General features: G+C 42.1%; 16 protein-coding genes, 1 other RNA gene and 1 pseudogene. 4 read left to right on the forward strand and 14 right to left on the reverse strand.

Annotation, left to right across the window (positions count from 1 at the left end):
- Positions 1-50 precede the first annotated feature (50 nt).
- Together ICL16_RS37405 and ICL16_RS37410 are read right to left on the reverse strand one after the other, a co-directional pair.
- Positions 51-1,175, reverse strand: coding sequence for a YcjF family protein (locus ICL16_RS37405; RefSeq protein WP_190836629.1), 1,125 nt, complete (start codon positions 1,173-1,175; stop codon positions 51-53).
- 518 nt (positions 1,176-1,693) lie between these two features.
- Entirely contained in the window at positions 1,694-2,350 is a 657-nt protein-coding gene (locus ICL16_RS37410) for an SDR family oxidoreductase (protein ID WP_190836630.1), read from the reverse strand.
- Positions 2,351-2,532: 182 nt separating this feature from the next.
- Here ICL16_RS37410 and ICL16_RS37415 point away from each other — a divergent pair, with 182 nt between their 5' ends.
- Positions 2,533-3,165, forward strand: a complete 633-nt coding sequence (locus ICL16_RS37415; RefSeq protein ID WP_190836631.1) for a DUF1997 domain-containing protein — start codon at positions 2,533-2,535, stop codon at positions 3,163-3,165.
- A gap of 216 nt (positions 3,166-3,381) precedes the next feature.
- On the opposite strand, the gene ICL16_RS37420 is transcribed toward ICL16_RS37415, so the two are convergent.
- Positions 3,382-3,852 carry a DUF4079 domain-containing protein gene (locus tag ICL16_RS37420; protein ID WP_190836632.1) on the reverse strand — a complete coding sequence of 157 codons (471 nt, stop codon included), beginning with the start codon at positions 3,850-3,852 and terminating at the stop codon, positions 3,382-3,384.
- A 119-nt stretch (positions 3,853-3,971) separates the two neighbouring features.
- On the opposite strand from ICL16_RS37420, the gene ICL16_RS37425 reads away from it, so the two are divergent.
- Together ICL16_RS37425 and ICL16_RS37430 are read left to right on the forward strand one after the other, a co-directional pair.
- Complete coding sequence (locus tag ICL16_RS37425) at positions 3,972-5,252, forward strand: ankyrin repeat domain-containing protein (protein WP_190836633.1); 1,281 nt, start codon at positions 3,972-3,974, stop codon at positions 5,250-5,252.
- On the forward strand, positions 5,249-5,731 hold the full coding sequence (locus ICL16_RS37430) for a cobalamin biosynthesis protein (protein ID WP_190836634.1): 483 nt from the start codon (positions 5,249-5,251) through the stop codon (positions 5,729-5,731). Before ICL16_RS37425 ends, ICL16_RS37430 begins: the two co-directional genes overlap by 4 nt.
- On the opposite strand, the gene ICL16_RS37435 is transcribed toward ICL16_RS37430, so the two are convergent.
- The 8 genes from ICL16_RS37435 to ICL16_RS37470 all read right to left on the reverse strand — a co-directional run bounded on the left by ICL16_RS37435 (position 5,684) and on the right by ICL16_RS37470 (position 12,560).
- The gene (locus ICL16_RS37435; RefSeq protein WP_190836635.1) at positions 5,684-6,037 is read right to left on the reverse strand and encodes a phage holin family protein; all 354 of its coding nucleotides are present in this window, start codon (positions 6,035-6,037) and stop codon (positions 5,684-5,686) included. The two genes, ICL16_RS37430 and ICL16_RS37435, sit on opposite strands and share 48 nt — an antisense overlap.
- A 102-nt stretch (positions 6,038-6,139) precedes the next feature.
- The gene (locus ICL16_RS37440; RefSeq protein WP_190836679.1) at positions 6,140-6,382 is read right to left on the reverse strand and encodes a hypothetical protein; all 243 of its coding nucleotides are present in this window, start codon (positions 6,380-6,382) and stop codon (positions 6,140-6,142) included.
- A gap of 127 nt (positions 6,383-6,509) precedes the next feature.
- A complete protein-coding gene (locus tag ICL16_RS37445; RefSeq protein WP_238361122.1) occupies positions 6,510-7,715 on the reverse strand; it encodes a peptidoglycan-binding domain-containing protein in 1,206 nt (401 codons plus the stop codon).
- Between the two features lie 88 nt (positions 7,716-7,803).
- On the reverse strand, positions 7,804-9,072 hold the full coding sequence (locus tag ICL16_RS37450; RefSeq protein WP_190836636.1) for a M16 family metallopeptidase: 1,269 nt from the start codon (positions 9,070-9,072) through the stop codon (positions 7,804-7,806).
- 53 nt (positions 9,073-9,125) lie between these two features.
- Complete coding sequence (locus ICL16_RS37455) at positions 9,126-10,376, reverse strand: insulinase family protein (RefSeq protein ID WP_190836637.1); 1,251 nt, start codon at positions 10,374-10,376, stop codon at positions 9,126-9,128.
- Between the two features lie 301 nt (positions 10,377-10,677).
- Positions 10,678-10,860: non-coding RNA, 6S RNA (gene ssrS / locus ICL16_RS37460), on the reverse strand.
- Between the two features lie 87 nt (positions 10,861-10,947).
- On the reverse strand, positions 10,948-12,075 hold the full coding sequence (locus tag ICL16_RS37465) for a 5-(carboxyamino)imidazole ribonucleotide synthase (protein ID WP_190836638.1): 1,128 nt from the start codon (positions 12,073-12,075) through the stop codon (positions 10,948-10,950).
- Positions 12,072-12,560, reverse strand: a complete 489-nt coding sequence (locus tag ICL16_RS37470; RefSeq protein WP_190836639.1) for a pentapeptide repeat-containing protein — start codon at positions 12,558-12,560, stop codon at positions 12,072-12,074. The genes ICL16_RS37465 and ICL16_RS37470 overlap by 4 nt, the downstream gene beginning before the upstream one ends.
- A gap of 390 nt (positions 12,561-12,950) precedes the next feature.
- Here ICL16_RS37470 and ICL16_RS37475 point away from each other — a divergent pair, with 390 nt between their 5' ends.
- Positions 12,951-13,271, forward strand: coding sequence for a slr1957 family protein (locus ICL16_RS37475; protein WP_190836676.1), 321 nt, complete (start codon positions 12,951-12,953; stop codon positions 13,269-13,271).
- Between the two features lie 62 nt (positions 13,272-13,333).
- Here ICL16_RS37475 and ICL16_RS37480 read toward each other — a convergent pair whose 3' ends face one another.
- From ICL16_RS37480 to ICL16_RS37490, 3 genes and pseudogenes are all read right to left on the reverse strand, one after another.
- On the reverse strand, positions 13,334-15,115 hold the full coding sequence (locus ICL16_RS37480; RefSeq protein WP_190836640.1) for an alpha/beta hydrolase: 1,782 nt from the start codon (positions 15,113-15,115) through the stop codon (positions 13,334-13,336).
- Between the two features lie 498 nt (positions 15,116-15,613).
- Positions 15,614-15,859, reverse strand: coding sequence for a type II toxin-antitoxin system PemK/MazF family toxin (locus tag ICL16_RS37485; RefSeq protein WP_238361124.1), 246 nt, complete (start codon positions 15,857-15,859; stop codon positions 15,614-15,616).
- Positions 15,840-16,026, reverse strand: a pseudogene (locus ICL16_RS37490) (hypothetical protein). The gene ICL16_RS37485 and the pseudogene ICL16_RS37490 overlap by 20 nt, the downstream one beginning before the upstream one ends.
- Between the last annotated feature and the right edge of the window lie 80 nt (positions 16,027-16,106).

Here is a 16,106-nt window from a genome sequence, read left to right on the forward strand (position 1 = left end):
TGCGGCTAACGAAGTTATTCAAGTTGATGAGTGGTATTTGGGTAATACAGTTAGCTATTAACAGTTGATTTGATATAATTTAAGTCAATATTAAATTTAGATGCGATCGCCTCCAGAATTTGTTGTTCAGTAGAGCTAACTTCATGATTTAATTGAGCAATGCGATAACACTGAGCTAACAAGGGTACAGCAAAATCACGGTTAAGTTGGTTTATCAGTGTATCTAAAGGCTGGGGTGAATGGATATTTGCTGCGATCGCATCCATTGAAGAAGAACTAAGATTGAGTGGTTGTATATCTGGTAAAATCTCTGCCCAAGTCTTGTTTGGGTTGCTAGCCACAATCAGATGAACTAAAATTTGATCCATCACCGCTGCTTGAGCGATCGCACTTTCAAGATAATTCTCACTTTGTGCCTTTAACTGAGAAATTGTTTCTTGAGAAGTCAACGACTTTGATGCATCTAGCTTGGTTTCATAAAATCGACAAGCTGCATAACCTAAAGAATAAATCATTGTCGCATTAGAGCTAGCACCAATTACCGCACCAGCAAAAGGAATATTGCGCAACAAACCCAAACCTGCGGCTTTTAATAGACGCCCACCACCCAACGCCAAACCAAAAATTGCCAAAACCTCACCTTTACGAGCAGGATCGTTTAAATCTAAACCATAGAGAGCGGCAATTTGATAAACCATTTGTGATTGTAATTCTGTCGTCGCTGCTAAATCAACTGCCAATAGAGCAACTGCTGCTCCTGGGAGAATACTTGTTGCCAACCCAATCCCACCAGCTTTGACAGCTTTTTCCATCATGATGCGGTGAGCCATCTGGTTGGGTGATTCATTGGGATGCTCTTGCTTGAGCTTGGTTACTGCTGCTTGAGCTTGTTCTAAATTTACATTACTAGCAGCACCAACCAACCATTTGAGATTCAGCACGCCTGCTAACTTGCGAATTAGCCAGTTATTACCAAGGCGATTTGCTAAAATTCCTGCACTGCGAGTAGCTTGCTCAATCAAATTGTGTGTGTTTTTTACCGCTGCAATTCTGGCTTCATCGGCTGAAATTACTACGTTCTTCCCAGTTTCCCAAGCGGATGTGAAAAAAGATGGTTGTGCAGCTTTCGATGGTTTCTTGGTTGAATCAACAGGTTTTTCGGTTGTTTTATTCATTTTTTGCACCACTACGACAAGTCAATAATTTGGTTGTAGCGTGAGTGCGATCGCATTTACCTCTCCCGATAAGCACAATTCTCTGTGTTGTAAGGACAAATAGCTGTCTTTCTGCAAAGCTGGTATGTTCTATATCTGTTGAGGAAACTGTTAATGGTAGTGGATTCCACTATAATTTATCTCATACTAATAAATTTGGGATAATGACTTTTGAAGAGCAGTATTTAGACGTTCTACAAAATATCAAATTTGCGAGAGGTATCAGATGAAGTCGAGCAATTACCGAATATGGATATGACACCAAAAACCTTGTCGGAAATGGTGCATTGCCTAAAACGGATTCAGTCTTCAGTCAAGCTGTGGACGAAAAAAGGCGGGCGGCAAGGATATCTAAATTTTGTCGCTCAGTTTTTTAAATCCTAACGGTGCTGCTGACTACAAACACAATTTACCAGGAGAAGCTGAGTTAGCGTCTCCTTTATCTTAACTTCTGACTCCTGTCTACTGACTCCTATTCCTTAAGCAACATTAGCAAATAACTCTCCAAAGCTTTTAGCGGGTGCGTCTGCGTTGGCAACAATTTCGACAATTTTATTACGTGATGCTGGTTCAAACAAAGCTTCTACACAAACTTGAGCAACTTTTTGCCGAGGAATGCTGCCCTCAGATAATCTATCTGCACCTTGCATGACGATCTTATCGGTGTTGTCTTCATTCTTTAAACCACCAGGGCGTACAATCGTGTAAGTAAGACCGCTTTTCATTATGTACTCTTCAGCTTGCTTTTTCCACACCAGAATCAGCCAAAACAAATTCAGGGGATGGAAAAACTGGGAAGTACACAAGGAACTAACAAAGACAAAATGCTCTATTCCTTTAGCCTTGGCAGCATCAACCAAGTTTTTCGTACCTTCATAATCTACTTTATAAGGTCCTGTGGGGTCAAAGCTCGGCTTTGCTCCTGTAGCACACAGTAGTACCGTGCAATCTGTGATAAAATTTAGGGTTTGTGGGTTTAAAACATCACCCTCTACCAACTCCACGCCATTGGGTAAAATACCTCTAGCCTTTTCCACATCCCGCACTAAGGCACGAACGGGAATATTTCTCACTGTAAGTTCTTGGACGATTCGACGCCCTGTTTCGCCTGTTGCCCCTGCTACAAATGCTTTCATGTTATACGCTATCCTGGGAAACTAGTATCTTTGTTTTTTATTCTCTATTGTATAGATTAGATGAATTTTATGACAGATTATTGAGGTTTCAGTCAAAATGGTTCAAGAGTGCGCAATGTCGCACCAATGATGGGAATCATTAATTTAGGTAAACGCTCAAAGAATCACGTTTGAACGCATTTATGCTTTCCAAAAACCACGAGTACCAATCCTTGGAAACAAAAGCTGTTTTTTCCTCTGCGTCTAATCCGGAAGAGATAGCCATAGAAACATTGACAGCAACCAAGTTTCACGGCTGTTATAGCGACTTTATGGAAATGTACGCCTCTTCTAGCACTGTTGCTGAGTATCTCAATAGTCACTCTTCATGGTTTTCCCGTTGTGCTGAACCAATGAAGGTTGAACAGTTGGGGGAAAATGGCTATGCTTTAACCATCGGTCGCTTTGGTTCTTTTGGTTATGAGGTAGAGCCAAAAGTGGGTTTGGAACTTTTACCTCCACAAGAAAACGTTTACCGCATTCGTACTATCCCTGTTCCGGGTTATCAACCCCCCGGTTATGATGTAGACTATCACTCGTCTTTACGGTTAGTAGAACAGTCTGATGTTACTCGTGTAGAATGGGAATTGGATCTGACTGTTTATGTTCATTTTCCTAAGTTTATTCAGCGGTTATCCAAATCTTTGATTCAATCTACTGGCGATCGCTTACTCAATCAAATTGTGCGTCAAGTGTCTCGTCGTTTAACTCGCAAAGTTCAAGAAGATTTTCATCAGTCTCAAGGTATAGATTTTAATCATTATCAGAAAAAATAAATACTTACCAATCCTCGTTTATATTTGTGAATCTCTAATTGCCCACAAATCCGGTTTTTGGGATCATAACCTTCACCAAAATCCGACACCCTTCTAGGGTGTCGCTATAGGAACAAAGGCTGCCGTAGCTGTGCCTATGAAAGTTTCTTCAGCCCACGTAGGTGTAGTTCCTGGCTTATAGCCTTTGTTCCGTGGGCGTTTTAGAAAATTGACTACCTATGCTTGGCTAAGAATTCTTTGGACAATTTCCACACCAGTGAGTGCTTGCCAAAGGAAAAGTCCCAAAAGAACGAAGTTTAATAAGATATGAGAAAGTCTTGCCCAGTTTGCCCCTTTTTGCATAAAAGGAGATAGGGAAGCAGAAATTGCTACTAAACCTGTCATACTCAATCCTGCAAGCAGGTGAGAGCCGACGAATAATTTACCGTTGTTGATGTAGGTGACAGCCATCGCCCCAATGGAGCCAAGCACCATCAAGGCTAAGATGATCGAACCAATTTGGTAATGTTTGACGTTATACTTACCTTTGATTAGTTCTTTCTTTTCTTCGCCTTGAGCATTTCTAGTTCGTTGTACCTGTAGTCCTAAATAAGCAGCATAAAAGGAAAGTAGCAATAATGCCCACATCAAGACGGGGTGGAAAAAGTTTAACCAATATTTAACTTCTGGTGATAGTGGCAAATTCATAAGCTCTCCTCTAGTCTTAAATCTTTATAAAAATTAGCATAACCTTAATTGGGATCGGGAGATGAGAAGATGGGGAATAAGGAGTAGGGGAGTGGGGGAGTAGGGGAGTGGGGGAGAAAATGAATAAAAATAACGATATATTACTGTTGAAGGCAGCTAAAAGTGGCGATATCAAGCGGGTACAAACACTACTGGCATCTGGTGCTAAAGTAGACGTGGTTGACAGTGATGGTACAACAGCGTTAATGTTGGCGGCAAGTTTCGGCTATACCGAAATTGTGCGAAGTCTCCTAGCAAGTGGTGCAAATATTAACCTGAAGAGAAAACGTTATGGTTTGACGGCTTTGATGTTAGCGGCTAGTGCCAATGAAGTTGATACAGTTAAATTTTTACTACAAAGTGGTGCGGATGTCAATGCAACAAATGAAGATGGCAGCACTGCTTTGATGGCAGCAGCTTTAAAAGGTTACGTTGACGTAGTGCGAGTTTTACTAGCGGCGGGTGCGAATGTAAATATTAAAGATCAAGATGATGACACTGCTTTAAAATTGGCAGTACGCTCCGGACATACCCCTGTAGTGGAAGCATTACTACAAGCTGGTACAGATGTCAATGTCCAAGATGAAGAAGGCGAAACCATATTGATGGTGGCGGCAGATTTAGGAAATAAAGATGTTGTACAAGCATTGTTGGCAGCGGGGGTGAAAGTAAGAGCACAAAACCACGATGGGGGAACAGCACTTTCAGCGGCAGCAGCAGCAGGACACAGTGATATAGTAGCTTTACTGGCTGATAGTATAGATGTAAATACTCAAGATAAAGATGGTGAAACGGCTCTACATCTGGCAGTTGTGGAAGGTTACACCGATGTAGTGTTCGTATTGCTTAGTCGAGGTGCGGATGTCAACAAAAGAAACAATTTAGGCGATACACCTTTACTAATAGCAGCATTACAAGGACACAGCCAAATAGTTGAAGCACTTTTGCGTAGTGGGGCAAAAGTTAATGAGAAAAATTTGGGTGAGACACCGTTAACACTAGCAGCTACACAAGGACACATTGAAATAGTAAAGTTGTTGTTAGATGCAGGTGCGCATGTCAATACTCAAGGTGATGATGGTAAAACTGCCTTGATTAAAGCAGCAGAACGCAACCACATCAATATAATACAGTTGCTTGTCGCCAAGGGAGCAGATGTGAATTGGCAAGATGGGGCAGGAGCAACAGCGTTAATGTGGGCGGCGGCGCGGAGTTACGGTGAAGCGGTGCAATTGTTGGTGAAAGCAGGGGCAGATGCGAAATTGAAAAACCACGGTGGTTATACAGCTTTGATGTTAGCCGAGTTTAATGGGTATGGGCGGATAGTGCGGATGTTGAAAGCTGTAGGTGCGCAGGAATGAGCGCAATATCTCCACAGTTGTGGGTGGGAATTGGTTGTGTGAGGGGAACTTCACAACAGATAATTGAAATGGCAATTGGGCAAGTGTTTAGAGACAATCAACTGCTAGGAAGTGCGATTGCAGGTTTTGCTACCATAGACACCAAGAGGAATGAAGTTGGTTTGGTGCAATTTTGCCAAAGTCGCAATTTGCCTTTAAAGTTTTTTTCGGCTGATGTTTTGTGCACGGTTTCTGTCCCCAATCCGAACCTAGTTGTGGGAGAATCTGTGGGAACTCCTAGTGTTGCTGAGGCTGCGGCTTTATGTGCCGTTTCTTTTAGAAACCCGGTTTCTCAGAGAAACCGGGTTTCTGTTGAGGTGAGGTTATTAGTTCCCAAACAAGTTTTTCGTTTCTCGGCGCAGGGGATGGTAACGGTAGCGGTTGCGCAGTCTTTATTCAATTGCTCTGAGGAAATAGTTAACTATGCTAGAAACAATTGATAGTACAATGGAACCTAGCAAAGCAGCAGCAAAACCGTTGATTTCAAAACCATAGCCAGGAGTGAGGGCGCTTGCTAGCCAAAGACTCAAAGCGTTGACAACAAATAAAAATAAACCGAAGGTAAAAAGGGTGATGGGAAATGTTAGAATTGCTAAGATTGGTCGCACTAAGGCGTTGACTAGCCCAATGATAATTGAGGCTAAAAGGGCGACACCTAAGTTTTTGACGACGAAGCCAGGAACTATGTATCCAGTAATTAGCAATGCGATCGCACTTCCCAACCAAGTTATGATAAAGTGAAGCATAGAGTTTTTTATAAAATTTTGTGGTAATGTAAATTCAACCACAGATTAACACAGATGCACACAGATAATTTATCTAAGTGCATCGGCGATGGTAAATAATTATTAACCAGCGACGCGGCTAATAATTCCTAATTGGCGATCGACAATATTTTCATCTTCTTCGCCAAAAGACTGGGGGATTGGCACATCAACGTTATCTTCATCATGGCTAGAATCATTCAAATCTTCGGCGGTATCTGAATAATTGCCACCTACAGAGTTAGTGGCTGCTTCTTCTCCAGGATAACCCATACCAGGGATTGCGGCTGCTGGGTTATTGATGTTATTCTTATTTTCAGAAGTCATTTTTTTCCTTGAAATTAAATTACAATCGTTAGTTACATAACGATTGTGTAAATTAACCAGGAGTGAGTACATCAGTCGCAGGTGATAGAGTTATTTATTTACTGGCAAAATCTGCTCTGGGTTAGATTCAATTCACCCTACCTCGCCGCGAGAGAATATCCCAAGTAGCCCCACCAACTACACCATCAGCTTCCAAACCATAGCGCCGTTGTAAAGACTTAACTGCCGCCTCAGTTTCTGCACCAAAATCACCGTCGATATCATCTATATAACCAAGTCTTTGTAGACGTTGTTGCAACCTGACAACTTCAGAGCCACTCATTCCCACACGCAAAATTGGCAATCCTGCGGAAGTATATTGAACACCAGAGGAAGTAGTTGTTCTGGTAGTTGACTGAGTGCGAGCATATGACTGATTGCGATTGGGGTTAGATTGCCGAATCGTTGACTGAGTGCGAGTAACTTGCGTTCTTGTAGGCGATGATTGTTGTAAGGAAGTTCTTTGTTCCCTAGTTGTATTTGGTTTTGCCGGTCTTGGTTCGTTTCTGGGATTAACTCTAGTAGTATTAGTGGTAGTTCGTGTTGTCGTTTTTGGCTGGTTGTTAGAGTTAGTAACTCTAGTAGTGGTTCGTGTTGTTGGTCTTGGTTCGTTGGAATTAGTAACTCTAGTAGTATTAGTGGTAGTTTGTGTTGCTGTTGATTCGTTGTCGGAATCAACTACTCTAGTAGTGGTAGTTTGTGTTGCTGTTGACTCGTCGTCGGAATTATTAACCTGGGTGGTAGTGTTAGTTTCTGTTGGCACAGGAAAATTTCTGGCTCTCGTAGATGATTCTGTTGATGCTACGATGGGATCATTCGGGAAAAGTCCTTGCCAAGTACTAGCATCAACGATGCCATCTGGTTTCAAGCCAATTGATTGTTTAAACTGGGAAACAGCGCTAGCAGTTGCATTATTATAGAAACCATCCACTGTACCTTTGTAAAAGCCTAAGAGTTTCAAAGCTGCTTGAAGTTCCGATACTGATTCTCCCTTACTACCTGCTTTGAGGTTTGGGCGGTTGATGTTTCCCATCGTCGTTACTTGGGCTGTGGCTTGTGGTGCTAGCATTGATACTACGCCAAAACCAAGAACTAGAGGCGCACAAAAGCCAACGAAGGCAGAGGGCAGGAGGCAGAAGGCAGAAGCAATTTTGCTTTGCCCTTTATTCCTTGCTCCATCTGGGTTTAATACCCCCACCAAATTTTTGAAATTAATTAGTCGAAGTTCTAAACTCCTCCTATTTGTCTCTTCTGCCATCTGCCATCTGCCTTCTGCCTTTGTTGTGCCTTTCATGGATTTAGCTCCCCCCGGTATCATGCTAATACTACAGCCACTGTTGTCCAGTAAACAAAGTAAAAATTTCTGAAAACTCGGCTACTTTTCACGCATTGTTAATTGCTTCTTCTTGACCGACTAAGGACACATAAGGTTCCCGTAAATACCGACAAGCTACGTCTATTGTATCACTAGCACTGACAGCCGCGATCGCCTGTTGAAATTGGCTATCAAAATCAATTCCCAATCCCAAAATTTCATACCACCCATAAACTTGAGCAATTTGCGCGTTGGTTTGTTTACCTAGTGCATATTGTCCGAGTATTTTGTTCTTAGCAGCAGTAAGGGCGCTTTCTTCTAATTGAGTAGTAGATAACAAATCTACTTCGGCTTTTAATCCCGAAAGTGCTACTTTGGTGTTTTCTGGTGCTGTACCCATGTAAACTACAAATGATGCTGGGTACAATCTTGTGGGGTAAAATGCAGATACTTCGTATGCTAAGCCACGTTTTTCGCGCAATTCCACAAACAAGCGGCTGGAAAGTCCATTTCCCAAGTATGTAGACAGCAATTTCAGTGCAGCGTAGTCAGGAGAATCTACTGATGTGCCGAGATAACCCAACATCAAGATTGATTGTTGTGTTTGTTGCGGGGTAAGACTACGCTGCGGTTCTACTTTGATTGCTGGTAAATTTAATGTGGGCAATGGTTGGTTATTAGGAGCAAGCCAATCACCAAAAACTTTTTCTATCCATACGATTGCCTCTGCTGGTGTTACTCTGCCTGCAATACTAATCACCATATTATCTGGACGAAAATAGGTTTGATGATAATTTACCAAATCTGCTTGAGTAATGCGGCTCATCGTTGTTTCATCTCCCAAAGCCGATAGCCCATAGGGATGGTTTTGGTACATCATCTGTCGCAGTTGCTCGAAAGCGACGGAGAAGGGCTGCTCTTTTTGTGAGCGAATGTCTTGGAGGGCGATTTTGCGCTCTAATTCTACTTCTGTTTCTGGGAAAGTTGGCGAGCGCAAAATTTGTCCTGCCAATGTTAAAATTTCCGCAAAATCTGCCGTTACCGTTTTCAAAGACAATAAAAAGTAGTCAGCTGCAGTATCTGCACTCAAAGAAGCACCTTGTGACTCGATGCGCTCGGCTATTTCAAAACTGGAGAGGTTAGCGCATCCTTTGGCGATGGTTGTTGATAGTAAATGCGCTAACCCTGCTTGCTCATATGTTTCATAACAACTTCCCGCCCTGAGAAAAATTCTTGCTGCAATAATATCTGCCGCCGGATTTTCTGCCACCAGCACCACAATGCCATTATTTAACACAGTGCGATGGATTGTTGATTTAGCGAGCGAAGTTGTCATGTTTTGGTTATTGGTTGTTGGTTGGGGAATTGTCAACTGTTAACTGTCAACTGTCAACTGTTGGAGGGTTTGAGTACAGTAATTGCGTAACGCTCAGGAGAAAGATACTCTTGTGCTAATTCTTGCAGTTCTTGGGTAGTAAATGATTGAATTTGTTTTGGGTAATTCACTGCTAACTCAGCCGAGGCAATTGTGTTGTAGTAACCATAAAGCCCAGCAATTTGATTTGGTGTTTCTGTAGAAAAAGCATAATCATTAGATAGTAGCCTTTGGCATCGTGCTAATTCCGACTCGCTTATTCCATATTCAAGTAAATCATTTAAAAGAAGGCGAATGAGAAACTCAACACGCTCTATTTGTTCTACATCTACCCAAGCTGTAATTGTAAATAAACTAGAGTCTCTTTGTAAAGAGAAATTACTACATATACCTTGAACTAGTTGTAATTCTTCTCGTAATTTGCGCACTAGACGAGAGGTTCGTCCTTCTGCTAATAATACTGATAGTAAATCTAAACCGTAGGATACCCGCAGTTTTTCCACGCCTGGTGTTGCCCACGCCATCAATAATCGTGCCTGCTCTAGTCGAGGTAAGCAAAGTTCTTTGCGCCTAATTCCAGCTATGATTGGTTCTGCCACTTCTTCCCTTTTGGGAAAATCACTACAACGAGGCGCGAAGTTAGCAAAAGTATCGTTGACTAATTCCAACGCTTGTGCTTCAGCGATGCCCCCGACTATCACTACTGTCATATTTTCTGGTTGATAATGAGTGCGATGAAAACAACGCATTGCTTGCGGTGAATGCTGCATCAATACTTGCTCAGTTCCCAGTACCGAACGTCCATAAGGATGATTTTGGTATATACTGGAAATTAGAGACTGAAATCCTATCCAATCTGGATCGTCATGTACTTGACGAATTTCCTCTAGTACAACATCCCGTTCACGGATAAATTCATCTTCTGGAATCGCTGCATTTAAAAGTAATTCCGATAAGTAGGGTAGAGTATCACACAGGTAAATGTTCGCTGTGGTAAGAGTGTAATGGGCGTAATCATGACTTGTTGCCGCATTTGTTACCCCGCCCCGATTTTCGATTTCCCGATCAAATTCTCCTGGGGGTAACATGGCAGTACCCTTAAAAATCATATGTTCTAAAAAGTGCGCCATGCCCATCCATTGCTCTGGCTCATTATTTGCACCGGCACGTACCCAAATATCTGCTACAACCACAGGTGTGGTGGGGATTTCTTGATGAATAAATGTTAAACCATTGTTTAGTTTCAAGACTGAAGCTGGAAACACAATATTTTTTTCTTGTAACAACTTTTTAGGCTTTAACCACAATTTAAACCTATTGATGAAGATTTTAACTCTAATTGAGAGCTAAATTAGCAGCAAGTTAGACTTATTTTTCTACATAAGATGAGGACTCCATTTATTGAATGAGCGTCTATGTTCTTAGTATATTTAATTCAACTAAAATACTGGTTTAGTATCAGTATTAAATTGTTGACTAGCAATTTTTAATTACTTATTATACATATAAATAATTCTAATAATTTGAAAGCTCCCAAGTCTTAACCGACTCTGGGAGCTAATTTTTAAGTTCACCGCAACGCCGTTTTACCTAAGTTTATGACCTGGTTAAACCAGGTGGGTACCAATAATCTCGTTTAAAGTTTCCGGGTACATGCCCGGTCTACTGCCACGAGCGTTCTATGGTTCCCTTATCATTAAAGGCATAGATCAAAAAACTTGATGGCAGTCACCAACGTCGCAGTGCAACTACCCCATTATAGCCTTCAATTCGATTTTGTGTGTTCTAAATGGAAATTTTTTTGGCAAATCTACCAGACGCCCCACCGGGGCGTATCTACGGGTGGGGATACCAGATGGATTCTATGGTTTGAGCGATCGCACTTGCCCAATCGTAGTCAAGATGAGATAGTAAAACGGTAACGTGTCCTAATTTACGTCCTGGGCGTGACTCTTTACCATACCAGTGGATGTGAGAGCGAGGAATCTGCGCGATTAGGGAACGTTTTGTTGTGTAGTCGCTGTGGGCATTTTCGTAACCTAATAGGTTCACCATTACAGCACTCTGACAAATCAAATCTGTTTCGCCCAAAGGTAAACCACAAACTGCACGGAGGTGCTGCTCAAATTGAGAAGTTTTACAGGCGTCTAGGGAGAAATGCCCAGAGTTATGAGTGCGAGGAGCTATTTCGTTGACTAAAAGGCGATCGCCAATTAAGAATAGTTCAATGCCAAAAACTCCCACTGCTGCTAAACTACTCAGTATAGTGTGAGCTATCTGTTCTATTTCCTCAACCTGTTTTGGCTGCAAATTAGCTGGTGCAATCACCCGCCGACACACCTGCTGCTCTTGTTGAGTTTCTACCACTGGGTATATGGTAACTTCTCCTGTGAGCGATCGCGCCGCAATTACTGCTATTTCCCGCTCAAAAGGTATAAATTCTTCCCATAAAAAATTATCTTGACCTAAGCCCTGTAATTTTTCCCTCAGACTATCGTCATCTTCAATTATAAACGTACCCTGTCCATCATAACCGTGACGACGAGCTTTCAAAACTAGGGGAAAACCTAGCTGACAGAGGGAGTGGGGGACAGAGGGAGTGGGGGCAAAAAATTTTGGTACTGGTAAACCCAATTCTTGTAAATAGCAACGTTGATGATATTTATCTAAAAGGGGAGATAATGCTTCTAAACTGGGACGAAAGCAAATCCCAAGACGAGCTAAGAGTGATAAAGCTTCTAGATTAACAAACTCATTCTCAAAGGTGATGACATCGCATTTTTTGGCTAACTCACTTGTAGCTCTTGCATCATCTACTGGGGCGAAAACGGTGTCAACAGCAATGCTGACTGCAGGATCTTGAACACTTGGAGTTTGTACTACCAATTCTACTCCTAATTTCTTAGCAGCATCCCCCATCATCCATGCCAATTGTCCGCCACCAATTACACCAACACGCTTCATTTGCACCCTAGAGAATCACGAGTTTCCACGCCTGTTTGAGAATTCATGCCACTTGCTTTAAGACACAGTTCCTTAATTTGCGCCCCATCCAAAATTGCATCAGTAAAATCTGCTCCAGCAATATTTACATCTGTAAATATGCTCCTAAGTAAAAGAGCTTCTGTGAAAATGGCATCGCTTAAATCAGCCCCTGTTAAGTTTACCTGATCTAGCAGTGCATTGGTTAAATCCGCACTGTGTAAATTTGCCTTCGTCATTACAGAAGCACTCATAACTGCTCCCCGCAAGTCAGCCCCAGCAAAGTTTGCCAATTCCATATTAGCGTTAGAAAATTCAGACGCTTGCAAAGTTTGACCAGAGAAGTCGCGTCTTGTCAACTCCGCGTTACTAAATGATAGCGGATGAGTCCAATCTGCTAGTGCTGGTGTAGCCCAACAAAATATACTAATCGCTACAAGAATCGCTGTTAGTTGCCGCCAGAACATATGGGGTAGCCAATTGTATGTAAAGGTCGCTACACGTTAGTTTACCAGAAAAAAGGCAGAGGGCAGCTATTTAGGCGTTTTGGATAAGTTAGAAACCCAACTTCGTAAAAGTTGTCGGGTTTCTGGATTCACTTTATTATTGAGAAATATTACGTTACCACGCTCCAGGTAAAGTTTATTTTCTTTTAAAGCAAGTTGGCGTTATATCCTGTTAGCCTTGGATTAAGTAAAGCATTATTTGATAACTATTACAGATGTTTAATGTGCTTAACAAAGCTTAAAAATAATTCAATTATCTAGATTTATATAGCAATAGCCAAATCTATCAGCGATCGCCTATTTATGACTATTTTTCCGAACAACATGCAGATACCAATTGTCATCTCCCCTATGAAACATTACTCAGATGAATGGATTGAAGAATGGTGCCAAGAAAATGGCTGGACAGATTTATTTATTGAGCGGTGTAACAACTTCTGGGCTTTTCCACCAGGAGCAGTAATGCCAGAACCAATTCCCACACACGTTTTGAGATTGATTAAACAGCAAAAGGGACAAACAAAAGAGGAAATATTTTGGTCAATATCAGCAGCGATCGGTACTATCGTCGCTATCATATCTACCTACGTGCTGAAATGTCCCATGCCCCTAGTTTTAGCTTTCGCTTTTGATGCAGTTACAGCAGCGCAACTTGAGGTAGAAGAAGCGTGAAGCAAAACCATCGTAATTGTAGAGACTTTCCGGGGGAACGTCTCTACAGGAGACAGGTTGGTTTACCTTGTACCTTGGGCGGATTGTTGATAGGTGCCATCATATATTGGTGCTAACATTTCTGCTGAAAATGACTGTACCAGGCTCAGGTTTAATGGTGATTTACTGATAAACTGGGCGTAGGATGCGCTAAGATAGGGGCGGTATTCCTGTCGATTCAACAGATGAGTTTGGAAGAAAGCTAAGCTGAGGGCATTGACATATGGACGAGCGATCGCCGGATCTGGTCCAATTAAACTAGGTGGAACAGGTAATACGTTCTCACCAGTATCTAGTTTATCTAAAGTAGAGAAATGGGTTCCATTCTCCATGAGAACAAGGTACTTATTACGAGTAGAAAGCCAGGTAAAAGGGCGAATCTGTTCTGGTACTGCAGGGGTAACAATGTCTTGACTACCACCAACCAACATCACTGGAACTTGTATTTGGCTGATTCCCTTTTGTCCTAAAATAGTACTATTCAAAGGATTAATTGCCATCACAGCTTTGATTCTTGGGTCTTGAATGGGATAACTACCAGGGGGTAACTCACCAGCGCGACACTGCAAGAAAACTGATAGATTCAAAGAGCGGTTAGGATAACAATCTTTGCGCACTTGCTGAAAATCTATACTTGCTCCTGCTAAAGCAAGAGCTGTATAACCTCCTAAAGAATGACCGAGCGCTCCTACTTGTTGCAGATTTAGTTGCCCTTTAATGGTAGGATCTTCTGAGGAAAGACGCTGAAGTTCATCTAGTACAAACTTCACATCTAGAGGACGGTTGATTAGTTCGTTTGCTTCTGGAGGACCTGCTAATCCTGAAAAGTATTGCTGAAATCGCTTAGCATCACTTCCTGGATGTTCAAGGACTGCAGCGGCAAAGCCATAGGATGTAAGATGTTGAGCTACATAGGCAAAAGTTTCGCGGTTTTCTGCTACGCCGTGGGAAATGACAATGAGAGGAAAACCAGAAGAAGGAGTTTGTGTTTGAGGTAAATACAAATCTACAGCGAAACGGCGCTCTCTTGCCCTATCATCCATCTCAATATTTTTCTTCTGCCAGCGAAAAGAACCTGCTCGTCGCAAATCTGGCTGTTGGGAGAAATCAATTTTTGGACTGTTTGCTGCTTCTGCTTCTGCTGTTTGCTTGACTATGAAGACAACGGCATCTCTTCGCTTAAGCAAATCTGCCAAGTTACCAATAATTTCTTGAGTGCCACCCAAGTTTAGCCGAATACTGCGACTGGGATAGCGACGGATAACGTTGACAAGAGTTAAACCTTCAGGAGTTGCTGCCGATAAAATCAACGCTCCGCGCAATGCATAGAAACCATTTTGACTTTTCTCAGTTTTGAGTAATTCTCCCATACGTTGGAGCAAATTTTCACCAATACGTGAGTAGGTGAATTGAGACACCAGAGTAGGGGTAACCTCAAATCGCTTCCCAAGCAGCTCTCGTAGTTGAGCTAATTGCTCTGGTTTAATCCGTTTAGCATAAAAACCGAACTCACTGGTAATCTTACCTTCTTTAGCAAATATTTCTAAAGAACGTGTAGAGAGGGTAAATTCACCAAATGGAGGGTAGTAAAAGGCAATCTGCTCTGCGCCCAATCCTGGAGTTGTGATGACTAGATTAGAAAGGACTCCGAAGGTGAAAGCACCTAACACTGTTTGTAGTTTATGCTGTTTTCGAGTGCGCGAGCCTTTGAGTAAATTGCTCGTTGAGCGATCGCACGGCTGATGCTGTGTCACTCCTGGCAACACTTTTGAGTCAAAACCCGTCTGGTTTTTATGTCTAGCCATTGGTAATATTCTACTCACCCACTATTGTAGAGATTACCGCAATCTTGGACTTTGTGGGTGATTCAAAGACTAGGGTTGTTTCATTCTACCATGCACTCAAGTGACCCGGCTTATAGCTGAAGTCGGTTAAAACCGACGCTTATTGCTGGGTTTCAGTCCGTTTTAATCGACTTATGCTACGGTACTGGATTTGCATAAGTCACCGAGCGCAGTTATATTTGTTCATAGGCGACTCTAATAGCTTGGCGAATTGTGCCGACAATGATGACACAATTTGCTCATTGGGGAATTCTGCAAAACTGATAGTTTTAAAAAGATTTCGGCAGATGATTGCTTAATATTGAGCTATCCATAGCAGAGTGCAGGTTCAAGTATCAGTATTCCTGGGAATCATTGGCTTCTGTTGGACTATGCTGTTGGTTATCAGTTTCCAGATCCAATGTAAATGAAATAGCTTGCTTGATTTTGAGCATAACTTCATCTGGCAGTTTGCCTAGTTTACGGCAGGACTACTGTTGGTACAGAACCCAACCCTTGTACATTTGCTACAGAATCCCGCTCTAGGAACTGAAGTTTGGGTACTGCAACTTCATATGGACTCCCTCTGTTCTGAGTTGTTAGTGGAACATAAACAACCAACGCTCGCGGTGGATTTGAATCATAACGAGACACGATGACAACGGGTCGCATCTTCGCCGCCAATCCCAAATCAACAAGCCAGACTTCACCTGGTTTCGGGTTCATCTAGTAAATCTAAGACCTCCTGCTCAACAACTCGTGAACGTACAATATCCAGCACATCCCGATCTGCCATTTCAATGATCTCTGCTACATATTGCCGTACTTGCAAAGGCTTCATCAGGTCGCCATTCACGCAATTTTGTGTCTAACGTCTTGCTCAAAGCATCCATTGATACTTCCATTGTCAGCAGTGAAGTTTTTCGAGTTCAATACAATCATAGAATATTTTCTTTAATGGTCGCTGCACACA

The organism is Iningainema tapete BLCC-T55 (genome assembly GCF_014698965.1).
Classification (GTDB): domain Bacteria; phylum Cyanobacteriota; class Cyanobacteriia; order Cyanobacteriales; family Nostocaceae; genus Iningainema; species Iningainema tapete.

Excerpts from the sequence above, each read along its gene's own strand:
- ICL16_RS37485 (WP_238361124.1), bottom strand. The coding sequence starts at position 15,859 with ATGAACCCGAAACCAGGTGAAGTCTGGCTTGTTGATTTGGGATTGGCG.
- ICL16_RS37475 (WP_190836676.1), top strand. The coding sequence starts at position 12,951 with ATGAAACATTACTCAGATGAATGGATTGAAGAATGGTGCCAAGAAAAT.
- ICL16_RS37450 (WP_190836636.1), bottom strand. The coding sequence starts at position 9,072 with ATGACAACTTCGCTCGCTAAATCAACAATCCATCGCACTGTGTTAAAT.
- ICL16_RS37480 (WP_190836640.1), bottom strand. The coding sequence starts at position 15,115 with ATGGCTAGACATAAAAACCAGACGGGTTTTGACTCAAAAGTGTTGCCA.
- ICL16_RS37420 (WP_190836632.1), bottom strand. The coding sequence starts at position 3,852 with ATGAATTTGCCACTATCACCAGAAGTTAAATATTGGTTAAACTTTTTC.
- ICL16_RS37445 (WP_238361122.1), bottom strand. The coding sequence starts at position 7,715 with ATGAAAGGCACAACAAAGGCAGAAGGCAGATGGCAGATGGCAGAAGAG.
- ICL16_RS37410 (WP_190836630.1), bottom strand. The coding sequence starts at position 2,350 with ATGAAAGCATTTGTAGCAGGGGCAACAGGCGAAACAGGGCGTCGAATC.
- ICL16_RS37435 (WP_190836635.1), bottom strand. The coding sequence starts at position 6,037 with ATGCTTCACTTTATCATAACTTGGTTGGGAAGTGCGATCGCATTGCTA.
- ICL16_RS37430 (WP_190836634.1), top strand. The coding sequence starts at position 5,249 with ATGAGCGCAATATCTCCACAGTTGTGGGTGGGAATTGGTTGTGTGAGG.
- ICL16_RS37465 (WP_190836638.1), bottom strand. The coding sequence starts at position 12,075 with ATGAAGCGTGTTGGTGTAATTGGTGGCGGACAATTGGCATGGATGATG.
- ICL16_RS37405 (WP_190836629.1), bottom strand. The coding sequence starts at position 1,175 with ATGAATAAAACAACCGAAAAACCTGTTGATTCAACCAAGAAACCATCG.
- ICL16_RS37425 (WP_190836633.1), top strand. The coding sequence starts at position 3,972 with ATGAATAAAAATAACGATATATTACTGTTGAAGGCAGCTAAAAGTGGC.
- ICL16_RS37470 (WP_190836639.1), bottom strand. The coding sequence starts at position 12,560 with ATGTTCTGGCGGCAACTAACAGCGATTCTTGTAGCGATTAGTATATTT.
- ICL16_RS37440 (WP_190836679.1), bottom strand. The coding sequence starts at position 6,382 with ATGACTTCTGAAAATAAGAATAACATCAATAACCCAGCAGCCGCAATC.
- ICL16_RS37415 (WP_190836631.1), top strand. The coding sequence starts at position 2,533 with ATGCTTTCCAAAAACCACGAGTACCAATCCTTGGAAACAAAAGCTGTT.